Raw genomic sequence first — 21911 nt, 5'->3', positions numbered from 1 at the left:
GTCGTCGACGTGCCGGTGAGGGCCGTGTCAGCGCACGAACACTCCCGCGTCCCCCGCCAGCTCCAGGAAGTACTGGGGTGCGACGCCCAGCACCACCGTGACGGCCACGCCGACTCCGATCGCCGTCATCGTCAGCGGTGACGGAACCGCGACGGTCGGGCCCTCGGGGCGCGGCTCGCTGAAGAACATCAGGACGATCACGCGGATGTAGAAGAACGCCGCGATGGCCGACGAGATCACACCGACCACGACCAGCGGGGCCGCTCCGCCCTCCGCCGCCGCCTTGAACACGGCGAACTTCCCGGCGAAACCGGAGGTCAGCGGGATGCCCGCGAAGGCCAGCAGGAACACCGCGAACACCGCCGCCACCAGCGGGGAGCGCCGGCCGAGGCCCGCCCACTTCGACAGGTGCGTCGCCTCGCCGCCGGCGTCCCGGACCAGCGTGACCACCGCGAACGCGCCGATCGTCACGAACGAGTACGCCGCCAGGTAGAAGAGGACGGACGAGATGCCGGACGGCGTGGTCGCGATGACACCCGCGAGGATGAAGCCCGCGTGCGCGATCGACGAGTACGCCAGCAGCCGCTTGATGTCGGTCTGCGTGATCGCCACGATCGCACCGGCCAGCATGGTGACGATGGCGACGGCCCACATGACCGGCCGCCAGTCCCAGCGCAGACCCGGCAGCACGACGTACAGGATCCGCAGCAGCGCGCCGAACGCGGCCACCTTGGTCGCCGCCGCCATGAAACCGGTCACCGGCGTCGGGGCGCCCTGGTACACGTCGGGCGTCCACATGTGGAAGGGGACGGCGCCGACCTTGAACAGCAGGCCCATGACCAGCAGCGCGGCGCCGACCAGCAGCAGCGCGTCGTTGCCCATGGTGTCGGCGAGCGCCGGGGTGACCTCCGGGACGGTGCCGTCGACGACCTGGGCGATCGTGGCGTACGACATCGAGCCCGAGTAGCCGTACAGCAGGGCGATGCCGAACAGCGTGAACGCGGAGGCGAACGCGCCGAGCAGGAAGTACTTGACCGCCGCCTCCTGCGACAACAGCCGCTTGCGACGGGCCAGCGCGCACATCAGGTACAGCGGGAGCGAGAGGACTTCCAGCGCCACGAACAGCGTCAGCAGGTCGTTGGCCGCCGGGAAGACCAGCATGCCGGCGACCGCGAAGAGCAGCAGCGGGAACACCTCGGTGGTGGTGAACCCGGCCTTGACCGCCTTCTTCTCGCTGTCGCTGCCCGGTACGGACGCGGCCTGCGCGGCGAAGGAGTCCACCCGGTTGCCGTGCGCCTCCGGGTCGAGCCGGCGCTCGGCGAAGGTGAACAGGCCGACCAGGGCCGTCAGCAGGATCGTGCCCTGCAGGAACAGGGCCGGCCCGTCGACGGCGATGGCGCCCATCGCCGCGATGCCCGCCTTGGTCGTGCCGTAGCCGTCCGCGGCGAGCGCCACGACCGCGGCGAAGGCGGCGACGAGCGCGACCACGGAGACGAACATCTGTGCGTAGTAGCGGGACTTGCGCGGTACGAACGCCTCGACCAGCACCCCGACGACCGCCGCGCCGACGATGATCAGGGTGGGCGCGAGCTGCCCGTATTCGATCTTCGGCGCGTCGATCTTCGAGATCGGATCGGCCGCCGTTGTCCACAGGCTGTGGACGGCTGTTGCGCTCACTTGGCCGCCTCCACCTCGGGCTGAGGATCCTTCTTCTGTACGTCGGACATGGTGTGCTCCACCGCCGGGTTCACGACGTCCGTGACGGGCTTCGGGTAGACGCCCAGGAAGACCAGCAGCACGACCAGCGGCGCCACCACCGCGATCTCCCGCACCCGCAGGTCGGGCATCGCGGAGACCTCGGGTTTCACCGGACCGGTCATCGTCCGCTGGTACAGGACGAGGGTGTAGAGCGCGGCGAGGACGATGCCGAAGGTGGCGATGATGCCGATCACCGGATAGCGCGTGAACGTGCCGACCAGGACCAGGAACTCACTGACGAAGGGCGCGAGCCCCGGCAGTGAGAGGGTCGCGAGCCCGCCGATCAGGAAGGTTCCGGCGAGCACCGGGGCGACCTTCTGCACACCGCCGAAGTCGGCGATGAGCCGGGAGCCGCGCCGCGAGATCAGGAACCCGGCGATCAGCATCAGCACGGCGGTCGAGATGCCGTGGTTGACCATGTAGAGCGTCGCCCCGGACTGGCCCTGGCTGGTCATCGCGAAGATGCCCATGATGATGAAGCCGAAGTGCGAGATCGACGCGTACGCGATCAGCCGCTTGATGTCGCGCTGGCCGACCGCGAGCAGCGCGCCGTAGATGATGCTGACGACCGCCAGTACGAGGATGGCGGGCGTCGCCCACTTGCTGGCCTCCGGGAACAGCCCGAGGCAGAAGCGGAGCATCGCGAAGGTGCCCACCTTGTCGACGACCGCCGTGATCAGCACGGCCACCGGGGCGGTGGACTCCTGCATGGCGTTGGGCAGCCAGGTGTGCAGCGGCCACAGCGGCGCCTTCACCGCGAAGGCGAAGAAGAAGCCGAGGAACAGCCAGCGCTCGGTGTTCGTCGCCATGTCCAGCGAGCCGTTGGCCCGCGCCTCGGCGATCTCGGTGAGCGAGAAGTTCCCGGCTACCACGTACAGCCCGATCACCGCGGCCAGCATGATCAGACCGCCGGCCAGGTTGTAGAGCAGGAACTTCACCGCCGCGTACGACCGTTGCGTCGCCGCCTTCTCCTCGCCGTGCTCGTGGGCACGGTCCCCGAAGCCGCCGATGAGGAAGTACAGCGGGATGAGCATGGCTTCGAAGAAGATGTAGAAGAGGAAGACGTCGGTGGCCTCGAAGGAGATGATCACCATCGCCTCGACGGCCAGGATCAGGGCGAAGAAGCCCTGCGTCGGCCGCCACCTCTTGCTACCGGTCTCCAGCGGGTCGGCGTCGTGCCAGCCCGCGAGGACGATGAACGGGATCAGCAGCGCGGTCAGCGCGATCAGCGCCACCGCGATGCCGTCCACGCCCAGCTCGTACCGCACGCCGAAGTCCGCGATCCAGGCGTGGGACTCGGTGAGCTGGTAGCGGTCGCCGTCCGGGTCGAACCGCACCAGGACGACGATCGCCAGCACGAGCGTGGCGAGCGAGAACAGCAGGGCCAGCCACTTGGCGGCCGTGCGCTTCGCGGCCGGTACGGCGGCCGTGGCGATCGCCCCGATGGCCGGGAGCGCCGCCGTCGCTGTCAGCAGAGGAAAGGACATCGGTATCAGACCGCCCTCATCAGCAGGGTCGCGGCGACGAGGACCGCCGCGCCGCCGAACATCGAGACCGCGTAGGACCGCGCGAAGCCGTTCTGCAGCCTGCGCATCCGCCCGGACAGGCCGCCCATGGAGGCCGCCGTGCCGTTGACGACCCCGTCGACCAGGGTGTGGTCGACGTACACCAGCGAGCGGGTGAGGTGCTCACCGCCGCGGACCAGGACCACGTGGTTGAAGTCGTCCTGGAGCAGGTCGCGCCGGGCGGCCCGGGTGAGCAGCGACCCGCGCGGGGCGACGGCCGGCACCGGACGGCGCCCGTACTGGGCCCAGGCGACCGCCACACCGATGACCATCACGGCGACCGTGGCGGCGGTCACCGTCATGGCGCTGATCGGCGCGTGACCGTGGTCGTGGCCGGTGATGGGCTCCAGCCAGTGCATGAAGCGGTCGCCGATGCTGAAGAAGGCACCGCCCGCGACCGACCCGACGGCCAGCACGATCATCGGGATCGTCATGATCTTCGGCGACTCGTGCGGGTGCGGCGGTTCGTAGGCACCGCGCGTCTCGGCGGCGGGCTCCACGTCCGGCTGCGCCGGGGACGGCGTCGGGGCGTTGCGCCAGCGCTCCTCGCCGAAGAACGTCATCAGCATCACGCGTGTCATGTAGTACGCGGTGATGGCCGCGCCCAGCAGGGCGCAGGCGCCGAGGATCCAGCCCTCGGTGCCGCCCTTGGCGAACGCGGACTCGATGATCTTGTCCTTGGAGAAGAAGCCGGACAGGCCCGGGAAGCCGATGATGGCGAGGTAGCCGAGGCCGAAGGTGACGAACGTGACCGGCATGTACTTGCGCAGTCCGCCGTAGCGGCGCATGTCGACCTCGTCGTTCATGCCGTGCATCACCGAGCCGGCGCCGAGGAACAGCCCGGCCTTGAAGAAGCCGTGCGTCACCAGGTGCATGATCGCGAAGACGTAGCCGATGGGGCCGAGGCCGGCGGCGAGCACCATGTAGCCGATCTGCGACATGGTCGAGCCGGCCAGCGCCTTCTTGATGTCGTCCTTCGCGCAACCGACGATCGCACCGAACAGCAGCGTGACCGCGCCGACGATGGTGACGACCAGCTGGGCGTCCGGGGCGCCGTTGAAGACGGCCGCGGAGCGGACGATCAGGTACACGCCCGCCGTCACCATGGTCGCGGCGTGGATCAGGGCCGAGACGGGGGTCGGGCCCTCCATCGCGTCCCCGAGCCAGGACTGCAGCGGCACCTGGGCGGACTTGCCGCAGGCGGCGAGCAGCAGCATCAGCGCGATCGCGGTGAGCTTGCCCTCACCGGCCTGCCCGGCGAGGCCGGGCTCCTCCAGGGTGCCGAGCACCGGCCCGAAGGCGAAGGTGCCGAACCACAGGAACATCAGCATGATCGCGATGGACAGGCCCATGTCGCCGACGCGGTTGACCAGGAAGGCCTTCTTCGCCGCCGTCGCCGCGCTGGGCTTGTGCTGCCAGAAGCCGATCAGCAGGTAGGAGGCGAGACCGACGCCCTCCCAGCCGACGTACAGCAGCAGGTAGTTGTCGGCGAGGACGAGGATCAGCATCGCCGCGAGGAACAGGTTCAGATAGCCGAAGAAGCGGCGGCGCCGCTCGTCGTGCTCCATGTACCCGACGGAGTACAGGTGGATCAGCGAGCCGACGCCGGTGATCAGCAGGACGAACGTCATCGACAGCTGGTCGAGCCGGAAGGCGACGTCGGCCTGGAAGCCCTCCACCGGGATCCAGCTGAACAGGTGCTGCGTGACGGTGCGTTCCTCGGCGCCCTTGCCCAGCAGGTCGGTGAACAGCACCATGCCGAGCACGAAGGAGACGGCCGCGAGCAGCGTGCCGATCCAGTGGCCGACGGCGTCCAGCCGGCGTCCGCCGCACAGCAGGACCACCGCTCCGAGCAGGGGCGCCGCCACCAGCAGCGCAATCAGGTTCTCCACGATTCAGCAGCCCCTCACAGCTTCATCAGGCTGGCGTCGTCGACCGAGGCCGAGTGGCGGGAACGGAACAGGGACACGATGATCGCCAGCCCGACCACGACCTCCGCGGCGGCGACGACCATCGTGAAGAACGCGATGATCTGGCCGTCGAGGTTGCCGTGCATCCGGGAGAAGGCGACGAACGCGAGGTTGCAGGCGTTGAGCATGAGCTCGACGCACATGAACACGACGATCGCGTTGCGCCTGATCAGTACGCCGGTGGCGCCGATCGTGAACAGCAGCGCGGCCAGGTACAGGTAGTTCACGGGGTTCACTTCGACGCCTCCTCGGCCCGCTTGAAGGTCGGCGCGTCGATCGCGGTGCGCTCCAGGCGCTCTTCCGCGCGCTGCTCCATCGCCCGCAGGTCGTTGATCGCCTCCTGCGACACGTCACGGATCTGGCCGCGCTCCCGCAGCGTCTTGCTGACGGTGAGCTCCGACGGGGTGCCGTCGGGCAGCAGGCCCGCGATGTCCACGGCGTTGTGCCGGGCGTACACACCGGGCGCCGGCAGCGGCGGCAGGTACTTGCCGTCGCGCACGCGCTGCTCGGCCAGTTCCCGCTGGGTCCGGGCGCGCTCGGTGCGCTCCCGGTGGGTGAGCACCATGGCGCCGACGGCGGCCGTGATGAGCAGGGCGCCGGTGATCTCGAAGGCGAAGACGTACTTGGTGAAGAGGAGGGCCGCCAGGCCCTCCACGTTGCCGCCCGCGTTCGCCTCGCCGATGCCGCTGAACTCGCTGAGCGAGGCGTTCCCGATCCCGCCGATCAGCAGGACGCCGAAGCCGAGCCCGCACAGCAGGGCCAGCCAGCGCTGGCCCTTGATGGTCTCCTTCAGGGAGTCCGCCGCGGTGACGCCGACCAGCATCACCACGAACAGGAACAGCATCATGATCGCGCCGGTGTAGACGACGATCTGGACGACGCCCAGGAAGTAGGCGCCGTTGGCCAGGTAGAACACCGCCAGGATGATCATGGTGCCGGCGAGGCAGAGCGCGCTGTGCACGGCCCGCCGCATGAAGACGGTGCACAGGGCGCCGATCACGGCGACCGTGCCGAGGACCCAGAACTGGAAGGCCTCTCCGGTGGAGGTGCCGGCCGAGAGAGTCGCCGCGGCGGCGAGCTGCCCGGTCATCGCCCGATCACCTTCTCCGACGCCGGCTCCTCCGGACCGGAGGTCGAGGCGGCCTCCTGCACGACCTCGCCCTCGGAGTGGACGGCCTGCCGCTCCGTACCGGGCGCGGCCTCGGTCACCAGGCCCCGGTAGTAGTCCTGTTCGTCGGTGCCCGGGTACATGGCGTGCGGGGAGTCGACCATGCCCTCCTCCAGACCGGCGAGCAGCTGCTCCTTGGTGTAGATGAGGTTGGCGCGGCTGGAGTCCGCCAGCTCGAACTCGTTGGTCATCGTCAGCGCGCGCGTGGGGCACGCCTCGATGCACAGCCCGCACAGGATGCAACGGGCGTAGTTGATCTGGTAGACGCGGCCGTACCGCTCGCCGGGCGAGTAGCGCTCCTCCTCGGTGTTGTCCGCGCCCTCGACGTAGATCGCGTCGGCGGGACAGGCCCAGGCGCACAGCTCGCAGCCGACGCACTTCTCCAGGCCGTCCGGATGGCGATTGAGCTGGTGCCGTCCGTGGAAACGCGGAGCGGTGGTCTTCTGCTGCTCCGGGTACTGCTCGGTCAGCCGCTTCTTGAACATGGCCTTGAAGGTCACGCCGAAGCCGGCCACGGGGTTCAGGAAACCGGGCTTGGTCTCCTTGGGCTCCTCAGCCATCGGACGCCTCCTTTCCATCCGTGGATCCGACCGGAGATCCGTCACTCTGAGTATCGGGGGCACCACTGACAATCAGCTCCCGCTCCCGGCGCGAACGGCGTCGCGGCACCGGCGGCGACTCCTGTCCCGGCAGCGGCGGTACGGGGAATCCACCGCCCATGGGGTCGAAGGCGGGCGGGCCCTCGGCGGGCTGCCCGGCCTCCTTTCCCTTGCCGCGGAACAGGTCGGCGACGAAGGACAGCAGCAGGAGGGCGAGGACGGCACCGCCGATGTAGAGGGCGATGTCGGCGAAGTCGTAGTTCTCGTTCCGCAGCGCCCGCACGGTGGCGACGAGCATCAGCCACACCAGGGAGACCGGGATGAGGACCTTCCAGCCGAGCTTCATCAGCTGGTCGTAGCGCACGCGCGGGAGCGTGCCGCGCAGCCACACGAAGCCGAACAGCAGGGAAAGGAGCTTGCCGGTGAACCAGAGCATCGGCCACCAGCCGTGGTTCGCGCCCTCCCAGAAGGTGCTGATCGGCCATGGCGCCCGCCAGCCGCCCAGGAAGAGGGTCACGGCGACGGCCGAGACGGTCACCATGTTGATGTACTCGGCGAGCATGAACATCGCGAACTTGATCGACGAGTACTCGGTGTTGAAGCCGCCGACCAGGTCGCCCTCGGACTCGGGCATGTCGAAGGGGGCGCGGTTGGTCTCGCCGACCATCGTCACGATGTAGATGAGGAAGGAGACCGGCAGCAGCAGGATGTACCAGCGGTCGGTCTGCGTCTCGACGATCGTCGACGTCGACATCGACCCCGAGTACAGGAACACGGAGGCGAACGCGGCGCCCATGGCGATCTCGTACGAGATCATCTGCGCGCAGGAGCGCAGGCCGCCGAGGAGCGGATAGGTGGAGCCGGAGCTCCAGCCCGCCAGGACGATGCCGTAGATGCCGACCGAGGCGACCGCCAGGATGTACAGCATCGCGATCGGCAGGTCGGTGAGCTGCATGGTGGTGCGCTGGCCGAAGATCGAGACCTCGTTGCCGGCCGGTCCGAAGGGGATCACCGCGAACGCCATGAAGGCCGGGACGGCCGCGACGATCGGCGCGAGGACGTACACCGCCTTGTCCGCGCGTTTGACGACGACGTCTTCCTTGAGCATCAGCTTCACGCCGTCGGCGAGCGACTGGAGCATGCCCCAGGGGCCGTGCCGGTTGGGGCCGATGCGCAGCTGCATCCAGGCGACGACCTTGCGCTCCATGACGATGGAGATCAGCACGGTCACCATCAGGAAGGCGAAGCAGAACACCGCCTTGACGACGACCAGCCACCAGGGGTCGGTGCCGAACATCGAGAGGTCTTCAGCGGCGAGGTACGGGCTCATGCCTCCACCTCCTCGGTGGCCTCGTCGGCGAGGGTCGCCGGGCCGATACGGACGAGTGAGCCGGGCAGTGCCCCGGTGCCGGAGGCGACGCCGCCGACGACGGAGTTCAGCGGGAGCCACACCACGCGGTCGGGCATCTCGGTGACGGCCAGGGGCAGCCGGACCGTTCCGGCGGTGCCGGTCACCGCGAGCAGGTCGCCGTCCTTGACGCCGGCCTCGGCGGCCGTGGCGGCCGACACGCGCGCGTGGGCGGCGTGCCGGGTGCCGGCGAGCGCCTCGTCGCCGCGTTGCAGGAGGCCGTGGTCGAGCAGCAGCCGGTGCCCGGCGAGCACGGCCTCCCCGGCGGCCGGCCGGGGCAGCGCGCCCGCGGTCTCCAGCGGGTCGGTGGCCCGGGGGCCGTCCCAGGCGCCGAGCCGGTCGAGCTCCGCGCGGATGGTGCGCAGGTCCGGCAGCCCCAGGTGGACGTCCATGGCGTCGGCCAGCATCTGCAGCACGCGCGCGTCGGTGGGCGCGAGCCGCCGGGTCATCTGGTCGGGCTTGAGCGCCGCCTCGAACATGCGGACCCTGCCCTCCCAGTTGAGGAAGGTGCCGGCCTTCTCCGCGACCGCGGCGACCGGCAGGACGACGTCGGCGAGTTCGGTGACCTCACTGGGCCGCAGCTCCAGCGACACCACGAACCCGGCCTCGGCGAGCGCCGCACGCGCGCGTGCCGGGTCGGGCAGGTCGGCGACCTCCACGCCCGCGACCAGCAGCGCCTGGAGCTCACCGCGTGCCGCCGCCTCGACGATCTGTCCGGTGTCGCGGCCGTAGCGGTGCGGCAGTTCGGCGACGCCCCACGCGGCGGCGATCTCCTCGCGTGCGCGCGGGTCGGTCGACGGGCGGCCGCCGGGCAGCAGCGCCGGCAGCGCGCCCGCCTCCACGGCGCCCCGCTCACCGGCCCGGCGCGGGATCCACACCAGCCGGGCGCCGGTGGCGTCGGCGAACCGGACGGCCGCGGTCAGGCCGCCCCGTACGGCCGCCAGCCGCTCGCCGACGACGACGACCGCGCCCTCGCCCCGCAGCGCCTCGGCTGCCCGGGCCCCGTCGCCCTGCAGGCCGACGCCGCCGGCCAGGGCGTCCAGCCACTCGGTCTCGGTGCCGGGAGCCGCCGGCAGCAGCGTGCCGCCGGCCTTCTCCAGCCCGCGCGTGGCGTGCGTGGCCAGGGCGAACGTCTTCTGTCCGTGCTTGCGCCAGGCCTTGCGCAGCCGCAGGAAGACGCCGGGCGCCTCCTCCTCGGACTCGAACCCGACCAGCAGGACCGCGGGGGCCTTCTCCAGGTGCGTGTACGTGACGCCCGCGCCTCCCCCAGACTCCGTCTGGGAGGTGCCCCCAAGGTCACGGCCGCGGCCCGCCACCCGCGCGGCGAGGAAGTCGGCCTCCTCGGCGCTGTGCACGCGCGCGCGGAAGTCGATGTCGTTGGTGGCGAGCGCCACCCGCGCGAACTTGCTGTACGCGTAGGCGTCCTCGACGGTGAGCCGGCCGCCGGTCAGGACACCGGTGCGACCGCGCGAGGCCAGCAGACCCTGCGCCGCGATCCGCAGCGCGTCCGGCCAGGACGCCGGCTCCAGCTCACCCTCCGGGTTGCGCACCAGCGGCGTGTCGAGACGGTCCCGCAGCTGCGCGTACCGGAACGCGAAGCGCCCCTTGTCGCACATCCACTCCTCGTTGACCTCGAGGTCGTACGCGGCGAGCCGCCGCATGACCTTGCCGCGCCGGTGGTCGGTGCGGGTGGCGCAGCCGCCGGAGCAGTGCTCGCACACCGACGGCGACGAGATCAGGTCGAAGGGGCGGGAGCGGAACCGGTACGCCGCCGAGGTGAGCGCGCCGACCGGGCAGATCTGGATGGTGTTGCCGGAGAAGTACGACTCGAAGGGGTCGCCCTCGCCGGTGCCGACCTGCTGGAGCGCGCCCCGCTCGATCAGTTCGATCATCGGGTCGCCGGCGACCTGATTGGAGAACCGGGTGCAGCGGGCGCACAGCACGCACCGCTCGCGGTCGAGCAGCACCTGTGTGGAGATCGGGACGGGCTTCTCGTAGGTGCGCTTCCTGCCCTCGAAGCGGGACTCGGCGTTGCCGTGCGACATGGCCTGGTTCTGCAGCGGGCACTCGCCGCCCTTGTCGCAGACCGGGCAGTCCAGCGGGTGGTTGATGAGCAGCAGCTCCATCACACCCTTCTGGGCCTTCTCCGCGACCGGCGAGGAGAGCTGGGTCTTCACCACCATCCCGTCGGTGCAGGTGATGGTGCAGGACGCCATGGGCTTGCGCTGGCCCTCGACCTCGACGATGCACTGGCGGCAGGCGCCGGCCGGGTCGAGGAGCGGGTGGTCGCAGAACCGGGGGATCTCGATGCCGAGCTGCTCGGCGGCCCGGATGACCAGGGTGCCCTTGGGCACGCTGATCTCGGCGCCGTCGATGGTCAGCGTCACGAGGTCCTCGGGCGGGACCGCGGCTTCTCCTCCGCCGGAGGAGCGCCGGCCCGCGGCAGAGCCGCTGTCGGATTGCTGTACGGTCATGCGTTCACCTCCGTACGGTGGTCGGCCCAGGCCGTCGACCTGGCCGGGTCGAAGGGGCAGCCCCGGCCCGTGATGTGCTGCTCGTACTCCTCGCGGAAGTACTTCAGCGAGGAGAAGATCGGCGAGGCGGCGCCGTCGCCGAGGGCGCAGAAGGACTTGCCGTTGATGTTGTCGGCGATGTCGTTCAGCTTGTCGAGGTCGGCCGTCCGTCCCTTGCCGGCCTCGATGTCCCGCATCAGCTGGACCAGCCAGTACGTGCCCTCGCGGCAGGGCGTGCACTTGCCGCAGGACTCGTGGGCGTAGAACTCGGTCCAGCGGGTGACGGCGCGGACGACGCAGGTCGTCTCGTCGAAGCACTGCAGGGCCTTCGTGCCGAGCATGGAACCCGCGGCGCCCACTCCCTCGTAGTCGAGGGGGACGTCGAGGTGCTCGTCGGTGAACATCGGCGTCGAGGAGCCGCCCGGCGTCCAGAACTTCAGCCGGTGCCCCGGGCGCATCCCGCCGCTCATCTCCAGCAGCTGGCGCAGTGTGATGCCGAGGGGCGCCTCGTACTGTCCGGGGTTGGCGACGTGGCCGCTGAGGGAATAGAGCGTGAAGCCGGGGGACTTCTCGCTGCCCATCGAGCGGAACCATTCCTTGCCCCGGTTCATGATGGCGGGAACCGACGCGATCGACTCGACGTTGTTCACCACGGTCGGGCACGCGTAGAGGCCCGCGACGGCAGGGAAGGGGGGACGGAGCCGCGGTTGACCCCGGCGGCCTTCGAGCGAGTCGAGCAGTGCGGTCTCCTCACCGCAGATGTACGCGCCGGCGCCCGCGTGCACGGTGAGTTCGAGGTCGAGTCCGCTGCCCAGGATGTTCTCGCCGAGGAGGCCGGCCGCGTAGGCCTCGCGCACGGCCTCGTGCAACCGCCGCAGCACCGGGACGACTTCACCACGCAGATAGATGAAGGCGTGGGACGACCTGATGGCGTAACAGGCGATGACGATGCCCTCGATGAGGCTGTGCGGGTTCGCGAAGAGGAGCGGAATGTCCTTGCACGTTCCGGGCTCCGACTCGTCGGCGTTGACCACCAGATAGTGGGGTTTTCCGTCCCCCTGGGGAATGAACTGCCATTTCATCCCCGTCGGGAAGCCGGCGCCGCCGCGCCCGCGCAGACCGGACTCCTTGACGTACGCGATGACGTCGTCCGGTGACATGGCGAGCGCCTTGCGGAGCCCCTCGTACCCCTCGTGCCTCTTGTAGACGTCCAGCGTCCAGGACTCGTCCTCGTCCCAGAAGGCCGACAGCACGGGTGCGAGCAGCTTCTCCGGGCTCATGTCCTTGAGTTCGGGTGCCAAGGTCATCACTCCCCCTCCTCGGCGGTGGGCCCGGCAGGGTGCGCCGGGTCGGAGGCCGACGTGTCCTGCGGCGCGTCGTGCGAGCTGAGGTGCTCAGTGGGCGACGGCTCGTGCGGCGGGGTGTCCCGGGGTGCCTCACCGCGCGGGTGCACCACGCGCGCGGGGGCGGCCTCCCCCTTGGCCAGCTTCAGGCCGATCAGGGAGGCGGGTCCCGCGCTGCCGGTGGCCTCGACGGCTCCCTCGCGCGTGTCGGGGAAGCCGGCCAGGATGCGGGCGGTCTCCTTGAAGGTGCACAGGGGCGCCCCGCGCGTGGGCTCGACCGGGCGGCCGGCGCGCAGGTCGTCGACCATGCGCTTGGCGCTCTCGGGGGTCTGGTTGTCGAAGAACTCCCAGTTCACCATCACCACGGGCGCGAAGTCGCAGGCCGCGTTGCACTCGATGTGCTCCAGGGTGACCTTGCCGTCGTCGGTGGTCCCGCCGTTGCCGACGCCCAGGTGCTCCTGGAGCTCCTCGAAGATCGCGTCGCCGCCCATGACGGCGCACAGGGTGTTGGTGCACACCCCGACCTGGTAGTCACCGCTCGGCCGGCGCCGGTACATGGTGTAGAAGGTGGCGACCGCGGTCACCTCGGCCGTGGTCAGGTCCAGCATGTCCGCGCAGAACCGCATCCCGGTGCGCGTGACGTGGCCCTCCTCGGACTGCACGAGGTGCAGCAGCGGCAGGAGGGCGGACCGGGAGTCCGGGTAGCGGGCGATGACCTCGCGCGCGTCGGTCTCCAGCCGGGCCCGGACGTCGTCCGGGTAGGCGGGTGCGGGCAGTTCGGGCATGCCCAGGCTGACGCCCCGCTCGGACCGCTCCGAAGAAGAGGTGGTCACCGGTCGACGCCTCCCATCACGGGGTCGATGGACGCGACGGCGACGATGACGTCGGCGACCTGGCCGCCCTCGCACATCGCCGCCATGGCCTGCAGGTTGGTGAAGGACGGGTCCCGGAAGTGGACCCGGTAGGGGCGGGTGCCGCCGTCGGAGACGACATGCGCCCCGAGTTCGCCCTTGGGCGACTCGACCGCCGCGTACGCCTGTCCCGGCGGGACGCGGAAGCCCTCGGTGACCAGCTTGAAGTGGTGGATCAGGGCCTCCATGGAGGTGCCCATGATCTTCTTGATGTGGTCGAGGGAGTTGCCCAGTCCGTCCGGTCCCAGGGCGAGCTGGGCGGGCCAGGCGATCTTCTTGTCGGCGACCATGACCGGTCCGGGCTGGAGCCGGTCCAGGCACTGCTCGACGATGCGCAGCGACTGGCGCATCTCCTCCAGCCGGATCAGGAAGCGGCCGTAGGAGTCGCAGGTGTCGGCGGTCGGGATCTCGAAGTCGTAGGTCTCGTATCCGCAGTACGGCTGTGCCTTGCGCAGGTCGTGCGGCAGGCCGGTGGAGCGCAGGATCGGGCCGGTGGCGCCGAGGGCCATGCAGCCGGCCAGGTCGAGGTAGCCGACGTCCTGCATACGGGCCTTGAAGATGGGGTTCCCGGTGGCGAGCTTGTCGTACTCCGGGAGGTTCTTCCGCATCGTCTTCACGAACTCGCGGATCCGGTCCACCGCGCCGGGCGGCAGGTCCTGGGCGAGTCCGCCGGGGCGGATGTACGCGTGGTTCATCCGCAGGCCGGTGATCAGCTCGTAGAGGTCGAGAATCAGTTCACGATCGCGGAATCCGTAGATCATGATCGTGGTGGCGCCGAGTTCCATGCCGCCGGTGGCGATGCACACCAGGTGGGAGGAGAGCCGGTTCAGCTCCATCAGGAGCACCCTGATGACGGTGGCCCGGTCCGGGATCTGGTCCTCGATGCCGAGGAGCTTCTCGACGCCCAGGCAGTACGCCGTCTCGTTGAAGAACGACGTCAGGTAGTCCATGCGCGTCACGAACGTGGTGCCCTGGGTCCACGTGCGGTACTCGAGGTTCTTCTCGATGCCGGTGTGGAGGTAGCCGATGCCGCAGCGGGCCTCGGTGACCGTCTCGCCGTCGATCTCCAGGATCAGGCGGAGCACTCCGTGGGTGGACGGGTGCTGCGGACCCATGTTGACGACGATGCGCTCGTCGTCGGCGCGGGCCGCGGTCTCGACGACCTCGTCCCAGTCTCCACCGGTGACCGTGTACACGGTGCCCTCGGTGGTCTCCCGAGGGGAGGCGTGCGAAGTGCTCATGAGTACGACCTCCGCTGGTCCGGAGCCGGGATCTGGGCGCCCTTGTACTCGACGGGGATGCCGCCGAGGGGATAGTCCTTGCGCTGCGGATGGCCCTGCCAGTCGTCCGGCATCATGATCCGCGTGAGGGCCGGGTGACCGTCGAAGACGATGCCGTAGAAGTCGTACGTCTCGCGCTCGTGCCAGTCGTTCGTCGGATAGACGGAGAACAGCGACGGGATGTGCGGGTCGCTGTCGGGGGCGCTGACTTCGAGGCGGATCAGCCGGTTGTGGGTGATCGAGCGCAGGTGGTAGACGGCGTGCAGCTCGCGGCCCTTGTCGTTCGGGTAGTGCACGCCGCTGACGCCGGTGCACAGTTCGAAGCGCAGGGCGGGGTCGTCGCGCAGGGTCCTCGCGACCCGGACCAGGTGCTCGCGCTCGATGTGGAAGGTGAGTTCGCCGCGGTCGACGACCGTCTTCTCGATCGCGTTCTCCGGGAGCAGGTCCTGCTCCTCCAGCGCGCCCTCCAGCTCGTCGGCGACCTCGTCGAACCAGCCGCCGTAGGGGCGGGACGCCGGTCCCGGGAGCCGGACGGAGCGGACCAGTCCGCCGTAGCCGGAGGTGTCGCCGCCGCCCGCGGCGCCGAACATGCCGCGCTGGACTCGGATCTCCTCGCCGCCCTGTCCGCGCTGGCCGGGGAGGTTCTCGGCGGACAGGTCCTTCTCGGGGTTCACCCCGCCCGGCCCGCCCGCGCCGTTCGCGTCGCTCATCGCAGCAGCCCCTTCATCTCGATCGTGGGCAGGGCCTTGAGCGCCGCCTCCTCCGCCTCGCGGGCGGCCTCCTCGGCGTTCACGCCGAGCTTGGAGGTCTGGATCTTCTGGTGGAGCTTGAGGATGGCGTCCATCAGCATCTCGGGGCGGGGCGGGCAGCCGGGGAGATAGATGTCGACCGGGACGACGTGGTCGACGCCCTGCACGATCGCGTAGTTGTTGAACATGCCGCCCGAGGAGGCGCAGACCCCCATGGAGATCACCCACTTGGGGTTCGGCATCTGGTCGTAGACCTGCCGCAGCACCGGCGCCATCTTCTGGCTGACCCGCCCGGCCACGATCATGAGGTCCGCCTGCCGCGGTGAGCCGCGGAAGACCTCCATGCCGAAGCGCGCCAGGTCGTAGCGGCCGGCGCCGGTGGTCATCATCTCGATGGCACAGCAGGCGAGGCCGAACGTGGCGGGGAAGACGGACGACTTGCGCACCCAGCCCGCGGCCTGCTCGACGGTGGTCAGCAGGAATCCGCTCGGCAGCTTTTCTTCGAGTCCCATGACTAGTGGCCCCTCAGTCCCATTCCAGGCCGCCGCGCCGCCATACGTACGCGTACGCGACGAAGACGGTGAGCACGAAGAGCAGCATCTCCACGAGCCCGAAGATCCCCAGGGCGTCGAAGGTGACGGCCCAGGGGTAGAGGAAGACGATCTCGATATCGAAAATGATGAAGAGCATCGCCGTCAGGTAGTACTTGATGGGGAAGCGCCCGCCGCCGGCCGGCGTGGGGGTCGGTTCGATACCGCACTCGTAGGCCTCGAGCTTGGCGCGGTTGTACCGCTTCGGACCGATCAGCGTGGCCATGACCACGGAGAAGATCGCAAAGCCTGCCCCGAGGGCTCCCAGTACGAGGATGGGCGCATACGCGTTCACCGCTCCTCGCTCCTCTCAGTCGGCATTGACTGCAATGGGGGTCCCCCCGGGGGCGAGCGAAGCCGAGCCCCTGGGGGAGGTTGTGCAGCGGGCTTCGCCGCCTCAACTGCCCCACGAACCACGCCCGCCCCGGCGAAGATCGAGAACATGTGAAGCAGGTCACAAGCCCAACCGCTCCGCATCCTATGCCCGTGAGTCTGTGATCTGCGACACGGGGTATTGCACAAGCTTTGTGATCTCCACCACCTGACGAACGATCATGAAGTCGGATGAGCGGTGATCTTCACACGCCAAGCATCCAGGCGATCACCAAAGGTGACATTTTGCCTTGTCAGCGCAGCTCAGAGCGACCGCCTCCATATCAAGAGGCTTCCCGTGCATGCAAATTGGTGCTGGACCTGATCTCTTGATAGAGGAGCGTTCACACATCAGAGGGGGTCAGGGGCGGGATGTGGACGTGTGCACGCGTTCACGAAGTCCCGGTTACGCGATCCGGCCATCGCCCGGACCGCCACCCCGACCCTCACCCCGACCGTCGATCCGTCCACCGCCCGGCCGCCGATCCGGCCACCGATCCGACCCTCACTCCAGTCGCCGACCCGACCGGCGGCCCCCGCATCGATCCCCGCATCGATCCCGGCGCCCGGCCGGGGCTCGGCCGGCACTCCCCGACGCGGGGGCGCGGGCAATCGTTCCGTGACCTCCGCCACATTCATGAGAGGCGCATGAAAGGAGGGATTGGCCAACCGGTCCAACCAGTGGTAAGCGCGGGGCAATTCGGACGTAACGATGAAAGTACGTGATCACGGGCCGATCACGGGCGCCCGCAATGTCCGTTAGGGCGTCAATAAAAAGCGACACGCCCGGGATTCGGAGTCCCGGTTGAACAACTGTGGCGCAGCACACGTTTCTTGAAGATATGAAGCAGCGCCTGGTACCGGTTGTTCCCATGTCCCACACCGCTCACATACGCAGCCACCGGAAGCCCCGCCGCACCGCCCAGTCCACGATGGCGATGCGGGCCGGAGTTGCCGGTGGCGTCCTCAGCACCCTGGCAGTGGCCGGGGCGTCGGGTTCGGCGAACGCTGCCGAGCCGGTGACGCAGACCCTCGAACTGCCCACCCTGACGGCGGACCTGGCCGCTCAGGTCGCCCAGTCCGCGGACGCCACCCAGCAGGCCGCCGCGAACTACCAGCTGCGGGCCGAGCGTGACGCGGCCGCGGAGCAGGCCGCCAAGGAGGCCAAGGCCGACCTCGCCGTGGCCAAGAAGAAGGCCGAGGCGAAGAAGAAGGCCGCCGAGGAGGCCCGCAAGGCCGCCGCCGAGCGTGCCGCCCGCAGCGCCGAGCGCACCACCCTCACCGCGACCGCCACCACCACCGCCACGACCGTCTCCGCGCCCGCCAGCGGCAGCGTCGCGACGGTCATCGCCTTCCTCAAGGCGCAGGTGGGCGACGCCTACGTCATGGGCGCCTCGGGCCCCAACGCCTGGGACTGCTCCAGCCTGGTGCAGGCCGCGTTCAAGCAGGTCAACGTCGACCTGCCGCGCGTCTCGCAGGACCAGTCGATGGTCGGCACCGACGTCTCGCTGTCCAACCTCCAGGTCGGCGACATCCTCTACTGGGGCGGCAAGGGTTCCGCGTACCACGTGGGTGTCTACATCGGCGGCGGCCAGTACCTGGACGCGGCCAACCCCTCCAAGGGCGTCGTCATCCAGGACCTTTCCGGCTACCCCGCGTCGGGTGCCGTGCGCGTGCTCTGAGCCGCGCCCCGTCATGGGCCGGAGGGCCGCTGCCGCTCGGGGGCAGCGGCCCTCCGGCGTTCCCGCACACCGGGCCGAGATCGACCGATTGCCCGAATCGTCCCGCCGATCGGGCGGGTTGGCGGTGCCGGTACGCACCGACCGGGCGCCGTGCGGCCCCGTGACGGCCCCTCACGGCGCCCCGGTACGGACGCCGACGGCCGGAGCCCGTCCTCCGGGCCCCGGCCGCCCACGGCGCCGCTCACGGCTTCGCGCCGCGCGGGCGCTCACTCACGCCTCTCAGGCGATGGCCCCGCCCGTCTGCCGTGCCCGGCGACGCAGCAGCACCGTCACGCCCGCGCCGAGGCCCAGCGCCAGCAGCGCCGCCCCGCCGGTCAGCGCCACCCCGCCGGCACCGGTGGACGCCAGACCGCCCTGGATGTCACCGGACGTGCCGTTCGTGCCGGAACCGGAGGAACCGGAGCCGCCGTCCTGCCCGGAACCGGACGAGGGAGAGGCCGAGGGCGAGGGCGAGGCGGACGGCGTGGCGCCGCCGTTCTGACCCGTTCCGCCATCCGTCTGCTCGTCCGGGCCGTTCAGGACGATCCAGGCCGAATTGTTCCCGAGATTCGGCTCGGCAGGGTCGCCCGACTCCGGAAGCGCCACCTCGCCCTTGGCGTTCTCGACGACCCGGTCGACGCGCAGCTCGAACGGGTAGGTGAACTCGGCGTCCTCCAGCAGCGGGGTGCTCACCAGGCAGCGGTAGCCCTTCTCGCCCCCGGCCAGGGTGATCTCCCGGCACCTCTGCGGGGCCTTGGTGACGGTCGCCCCTTCGGGAACCTCCACCGTGAAGGAGAAGGACTCACCGCCGGACCGCAGGGCGCTGATCCAGGCCGGCCCGTTGTTGCGGAAGCCGATCTCCGCCGTGACGGTGTCCCCGGCCTCGGCGTCCAGCGAGGCGCCCGTCAGCTCCAGGTCGTAGGTGTTCGTCGTGGGCAGGTCCAGTTCCGCGTACCGGGTGTAGTCCGCGGGGTCGGCGTCGGCGACGTGCTTCAGCTCGAGGTCCGCTCCGTTGCCCTGCCGGTAGTCCTTCGCCGCGCGCAGGCCGGCCGCCTCGCCCGGGGGTACGGCCGTGAAGGAGTAGGTGAAGATGTCGCGCAGCGCGAAGTCCGCGGTGCCCACCTTCAGCGGCTCGGCGAGCGCGTACGCCGCACCGGCTTCGATGGTGTCCGGGAACGTGCAGATGACGTCGGTGCCCTGGTACAGCAGCGGGCCGGTGGTCACCTCGGAGTAGGCGCAGTTGCCGAACGAGTCGGGGAAGGCCACCCCGCGCGAGCCGTGGAACCGCAGCACCGCGCCCTCGGCGGGCATGGTGCCCACGTTGCGCAGACCCACGGGAGCCTTGTAGGTGTCGCCCGCCTTCAGATCACCGGGCAGGGGCAGCTTGTGGTTCAGGAACTCGGGGCCGCCGACGAGCACGTCGATGTCCAGCGGTGTGAAGTCCAGCCCCTCGCCCTCGCCGGTGACCTTGATGCTGCCGAAGTCCCCGGCCTCGCTGTCGTCGTCGAGGTCGAGCCGGATCTTGCCGACGCGGTTGTACTGCTGCCCGGCGTACAGTTCCCAGCCCGTGCAGGTGGCGACGAGACCGTCGGCGTCGCAGGGGAGCTTCACCGAGGCGACGCCCTCCAGCTCGGTGGCGTCGATGCGGATCGTGTAGTCGCCGGTGAACACGGTCGGGACGTCGCCGTCGCCCTCGTGCTCCTCCCCCGGGACGTTCAGCCGCAGGTCGATCTGCGGTTCCGTGGGGTCGCCGTTGCCGGACCCCAGCGACAGGTCGACCCGGTCCTCGCCGGTGATGGTCACGGGGAGGGGCTCGTCGGCCGCCCGGGCGGTGCCCGCGGCGCCGGCCGCGACCAGACTCGCGGCGGCCACCAGCCCCAGGGCTCTGAGCGGCCCTAACCGCCGGATTGCCTGCTGTGTCATAGAAGGCTCTTTCGTCGTACGGGACGTGCCTGAGTGGCTACGCCCCGTACGACACCGGCCGAAGTCGAACAGTTGTCCACGGGCGTGTTACGTAATGATCACGATCGGACACCCCGTCACCCCGGTCACGCCTTCGGCGCCACCTTGCTCAGGCCGTTGATGATGCGGTCCATCGCGTCGCCGCCCGTCGGGTCGGTCAGGTTGGCGAGCAGCTTCAGGGTGAACTTCATCAGCATCGGGTGCGTCAGTCCGCGCTGGGCGGCGATCTGCATGATCTTCGGGTTGCCGATGAGCTTCACGAAGGCCCGGCCGAGCGTGTAGTAGCCGCCGTAGGTGTCCTTCAGCACGCGCGGATAGCGCTGGAGGGCGATCTCCCGCTGGGCCGGGGTGGCCCGCGCGTGGGCCTGGACGATCACGTCGGCGGCGATCTGCCCGGACTCCATGGCGTAGGCGATGCCCTCGCCGTTGAAGGGGTTCACCAGTCCGCCCGCGTCGCCGACCAGCAGCAGGCCGCGCGTGTAGTGCGGCTGGCGGTTGAAGGCCATGGGGAGCGCGGCACCGCGGATCGGGCCGGTCATGTTGTCCGGGGTGTAGCCCCAGTCCTCCGGCATCGAGGCGCACCAGGCCTTGAGGACCTCGCGCCAGTCCAGTTCCTTGAAGGAGTCGGAGGTGTTGAGCACGCCGAGACCGACGTTGCTCGTCCCGTCACCCATGCCGAAGATCCAGCCGTAGCCGGGCAGCAGCCGGTCCTGCGGACCGCGGCGGTCCCACAGCTCCAGCCAGGACTCCAGGTAGTCGTCGTCGTGGCGCGGCGAGGTGAAGTACGTACGGACCGCGACGCCCATCGGACGGTCCTCGCGGCGGTGCAGACCCATCGCCAGGGACAGCCGGGTGGAGTTGCCGTCGGCGGCCACGACCAGCGGGGCGTGGAAGGTGACCTCCCGCTTGTCCTCGCCGAGCCTGGCCTTCACACCGGTGATGCGCCCGGTGCGGTCGTCGACGATCGGGCCGCTCACGTTGCACCGCTCGTACAGCCGGGCGCCCGCCTTCTGGGCCTGCCGGGCGAGCTGCTCGTCGAAGTCGTCGCGCTTGCGGACCAGGCCGTAGTCGGGGAAGGAGGCGAGTTCCGGCCAGTCGAGCTGGAGGCGGACCCCGCCGCCGATGATGCGCAGACCCTTGTTGCGCAGCCAGCCGGCCTCCTCGGAGATGTCGATGCCCATGGCGACGAGCTGCTTCGTGGCGCGCGGGGTGAGGCCGTCGCCGCAGACCTTCTCCCGCGGGAACTCGGTCTTCTCCAGCAGGAGCACGTCGAGTCCGGACCGGGCCAGGTGGTACGCGGTGGTGGAGCCGGCTGGCCCCGCGCCCACGACGATCACATCGGCGGTGTTGTCGGAGAGGGGCTCGGTCACGGCGGGATCTCCCCAAGTTCGAAATCTGCGTGCCGACCGGCACTGGACACAGGCAGTCTATTCAGCACGAGTGATCACCCGGCTGAAGGGCTGCCCCCGTGAACCGAGCTCTCCCCGTCGTACGGCTGCGCGTCCCCACCCACGAGGACGCCTTCGTCTGGCACCGGATCTTCGACGACCCGGACGTCATGGAGTTCCACGGCGGCGCGTCGGCGGAGCTGTCGGTCTACGAGGAGCTCACCGCCCGCCAGCGCCGGCACGACGCCCAACTCGGCTTCTGCCTGTGGACCGTGCTCGACGGGTCCGGCCGGGTCATCGGCTTCACCGGCGCCCAGCCGTGGGAGCGCGACTGGGGCCCGACGGGCGAGATCGAGATCGGCTGGCGGCTCGCGCGGGAGCACTGGGGCAAGGGGTACGTCACCGCGGCGGCCCGGCAGACACTGGAGCGGGTGGCGGCGGCGGGCCCGACGGGCGTGGTGGCGATGGTGGACGCCCGCAACTCCCGTTCCATAGCGGTCACCCGACGGCTCGGGATGCGCCTCGCCGAGACGTTCACGATCCCGTCCGACCCGCGGGAGGCCCACTGCTACCGGCTGGACCTGTGACCCCGGTACCCGACTGTCACGCAGAGT

18 protein-coding genes are annotated in these 21911 nt (G+C 70.0%); 2 read left to right on the top strand and 16 right to left on the bottom strand.

The annotated features are described in order from the left end of the window. Positions 1–27: 27 nt before the first annotated feature. Genes nuoN through ACFV5H_RS00720 form a run of 14 tightly spaced genes read right to left on the bottom strand, consistent with a single transcriptional unit; the run spans position 28 to position 16149 of the window. Positions 28–1677, bottom strand: coding sequence for an NADH-quinone oxidoreductase subunit NuoN (nuoN, locus tag ACFV5H_RS00785; protein WP_385192016.1), 1650 nt, complete (start codon positions 1675–1677; stop codon positions 28–30). Continuing rightward, entirely contained in the window at positions 1674–3245 is a 1572-nt protein-coding gene (locus ACFV5H_RS00780; protein ID WP_385045601.1) for an NADH-quinone oxidoreductase subunit M, read from the bottom strand. Before ACFV5H_RS00780 ends, nuoN begins: the two co-directional genes overlap by 4 nt. A gap of 5 nt (positions 3246–3250) precedes the next feature. Further along, positions 3251–5215 carry an NADH-quinone oxidoreductase subunit L gene (gene nuoL / locus ACFV5H_RS00775; protein WP_385192014.1) on the bottom strand — a complete coding sequence of 655 codons (1965 nt, stop codon included), beginning with the start codon at positions 5213–5215 and terminating at the stop codon, positions 3251–3253. Between the two features lie 14 nt (positions 5216–5229). Further along, a complete protein-coding gene (gene nuoK / locus ACFV5H_RS00770) occupies positions 5230–5529 on the bottom strand; it encodes an NADH-quinone oxidoreductase subunit NuoK (RefSeq protein WP_004927567.1) in 300 nt (99 codons plus the stop codon). Beyond that, a complete protein-coding gene (locus ACFV5H_RS00765; RefSeq protein WP_385192012.1) occupies positions 5526–6383 on the bottom strand; it encodes an NADH-quinone oxidoreductase subunit J in 858 nt (285 codons plus the stop codon). Before ACFV5H_RS00765 ends, nuoK begins: the two co-directional genes overlap by 4 nt. After that, entirely contained in the window at positions 6380–7021 is a 642-nt protein-coding gene (gene nuoI / locus ACFV5H_RS00760) for an NADH-quinone oxidoreductase subunit NuoI (RefSeq protein WP_385045593.1), read from the bottom strand. The genes ACFV5H_RS00765 and nuoI overlap by 4 nt, the downstream gene beginning before the upstream one ends. After that, the gene (nuoH, locus tag ACFV5H_RS00755; protein WP_385045591.1) at positions 7014–8390 is read right to left on the bottom strand and encodes an NADH-quinone oxidoreductase subunit NuoH; all 1377 of its coding nucleotides are present in this window, start codon (positions 8388–8390) and stop codon (positions 7014–7016) included. Before nuoH ends, nuoI begins: the two co-directional genes overlap by 8 nt. Continuing rightward, positions 8387–10942: an NADH-quinone oxidoreductase subunit G gene (locus ACFV5H_RS00750; protein ID WP_385192009.1), complete on the bottom strand. Its 2556-nt coding sequence runs from the start codon at positions 10940–10942 to the stop codon at positions 8387–8389. The genes nuoH and ACFV5H_RS00750 overlap by 4 nt, the downstream gene beginning before the upstream one ends. Beyond that, positions 10939–12288: an NADH-quinone oxidoreductase subunit NuoF gene (gene nuoF, locus ACFV5H_RS00745; protein ID WP_385192007.1), complete on the bottom strand. Its 1350-nt coding sequence runs from the start codon at positions 12286–12288 to the stop codon at positions 10939–10941. Before nuoF ends, ACFV5H_RS00750 begins: the two co-directional genes overlap by 4 nt. After that, positions 12288–13157 carry an NADH-quinone oxidoreductase subunit NuoE gene (gene nuoE, locus ACFV5H_RS00740; protein ID WP_385045582.1) on the bottom strand — a complete coding sequence of 290 codons (870 nt, stop codon included), beginning with the start codon at positions 13155–13157 and terminating at the stop codon, positions 12288–12290. Before nuoE ends, nuoF begins: the two co-directional genes overlap by 1 nt. After that, positions 13154–14476, bottom strand: a complete 1323-nt coding sequence (locus ACFV5H_RS00735) for an NADH-quinone oxidoreductase subunit D (RefSeq protein WP_385045579.1) — start codon at positions 14474–14476, stop codon at positions 13154–13156. Before ACFV5H_RS00735 ends, nuoE begins: the two co-directional genes overlap by 4 nt. Continuing rightward, positions 14473–15225: an NADH-quinone oxidoreductase subunit C gene (locus ACFV5H_RS00730; protein WP_385192004.1), complete on the bottom strand. Its 753-nt coding sequence runs from the start codon at positions 15223–15225 to the stop codon at positions 14473–14475. The genes ACFV5H_RS00735 and ACFV5H_RS00730 overlap by 4 nt, the downstream gene beginning before the upstream one ends. After that, positions 15222–15776 carry an NADH-quinone oxidoreductase subunit B family protein gene (locus ACFV5H_RS00725; protein WP_016640165.1) on the bottom strand — a complete coding sequence of 185 codons (555 nt, stop codon included), beginning with the start codon at positions 15774–15776 and terminating at the stop codon, positions 15222–15224. Before ACFV5H_RS00725 ends, ACFV5H_RS00730 begins: the two co-directional genes overlap by 4 nt. 13 nt (positions 15777–15789) lie before the next feature. After that, a complete protein-coding gene (locus tag ACFV5H_RS00720) occupies positions 15790–16149 on the bottom strand; it encodes an NADH-quinone oxidoreductase subunit A (protein ID WP_003974383.1) in 360 nt (119 codons plus the stop codon). Positions 16150–17068: 919 nt separating this feature from the next. On the opposite strand from ACFV5H_RS00720, the gene ACFV5H_RS00715 reads away from it, so the two are divergent. Beyond that, complete coding sequence (locus ACFV5H_RS00715; protein WP_385192001.1) at positions 17069–17908, top strand: C40 family peptidase; 840 nt, start codon at positions 17069–17071, stop codon at positions 17906–17908. A gap of 279 nt (positions 17909–18187) precedes the next feature. On the opposite strand, the gene ACFV5H_RS00710 is transcribed toward ACFV5H_RS00715, so the two are convergent. Both ACFV5H_RS00710 and ACFV5H_RS00705 read right to left on the bottom strand, forming a co-directional pair. Beyond that, the gene (locus tag ACFV5H_RS00710) at positions 18188–19870 is read right to left on the bottom strand and encodes a hypothetical protein (protein ID WP_385191998.1); all 1683 of its coding nucleotides are present in this window, start codon (positions 19868–19870) and stop codon (positions 18188–18190) included. 125 nt (positions 19871–19995) lie between these two features. Further along, positions 19996–21279 carry a geranylgeranyl reductase family protein gene (locus ACFV5H_RS00705; protein WP_385045565.1) on the bottom strand — a complete coding sequence of 428 codons (1284 nt, stop codon included), beginning with the start codon at positions 21277–21279 and terminating at the stop codon, positions 19996–19998. Positions 21280–21377: 98 nt separating this feature from the next. Between ACFV5H_RS00705 and ACFV5H_RS00700 the strand changes: the two genes are divergently transcribed. Further along, entirely contained in the window at positions 21378–21884 is a 507-nt protein-coding gene (locus ACFV5H_RS00700; protein ID WP_385191995.1) for a GNAT family N-acetyltransferase, read from the top strand. Positions 21885–21911 lie beyond the last annotated feature (27 nt).

The organism is Streptomyces sp. NPDC059787 (assembly GCF_042732315.1).
GTDB classification, from domain to species: Bacteria; Actinomycetota; Actinomycetes; order Streptomycetales; family Streptomycetaceae; genus Streptomyces; species Streptomyces atrovirens.
The sequence above is the reverse complement of the archived record's forward strand: the minus strand, read 5'-3'. Positions and strand labels throughout refer to the sequence as shown.

Excerpts from the sequence above, each read along its gene's own strand:
- ACFV5H_RS00780 (WP_385045601.1), bottom strand. The coding sequence starts at position 3,245 with ATGTCCTTTCCTCTGCTGACAGCGACGGCGGCGCTCCCGGCCATCGGG.
- ACFV5H_RS00765 (WP_385192012.1), bottom strand. The coding sequence starts at position 6,383 with ATGACCGGGCAGCTCGCCGCCGCGGCGACTCTCTCGGCCGGCACCTCC.
- nuoI (WP_385045593.1), bottom strand. The coding sequence starts at position 7,021 with ATGGCTGAGGAGCCCAAGGAGACCAAGCCCGGTTTCCTGAACCCCGTG.
- nuoH (WP_385045591.1), bottom strand. The coding sequence starts at position 8,390 with ATGAGCCCGTACCTCGCCGCTGAAGACCTCTCGATGTTCGGCACCGAC.
- ACFV5H_RS00750 (WP_385192009.1), bottom strand. The coding sequence starts at position 10,942 with ATGACCGTACAGCAATCCGACAGCGGCTCTGCCGCGGGCCGGCGCTCC.
- nuoF (WP_385192007.1), bottom strand. The coding sequence starts at position 12,288 with ATGACCTTGGCACCCGAACTCAAGGACATGAGCCCGGAGAAGCTGCTC.
- ACFV5H_RS00735 (WP_385045579.1), bottom strand. The coding sequence starts at position 14,476 with ATGAGCACTTCGCACGCCTCCCCTCGGGAGACCACCGAGGGCACCGTG.
- ACFV5H_RS00730 (WP_385192004.1), bottom strand. The coding sequence starts at position 15,225 with ATGAGCGACGCGAACGGCGCGGGCGGGCCGGGCGGGGTGAACCCCGAG.
- ACFV5H_RS00725 (WP_016640165.1), bottom strand. The coding sequence starts at position 15,776 with ATGGGACTCGAAGAAAAGCTGCCGAGCGGATTCCTGCTGACCACCGTC.
- ACFV5H_RS00715 (WP_385192001.1), top strand. The coding sequence starts at position 17,069 with ATGAAGCAGCGCCTGGTACCGGTTGTTCCCATGTCCCACACCGCTCAC.
- ACFV5H_RS00710 (WP_385191998.1), bottom strand. The coding sequence starts at position 19,870 with ATGACACAGCAGGCAATCCGGCGGTTAGGGCCGCTCAGAGCCCTGGGG.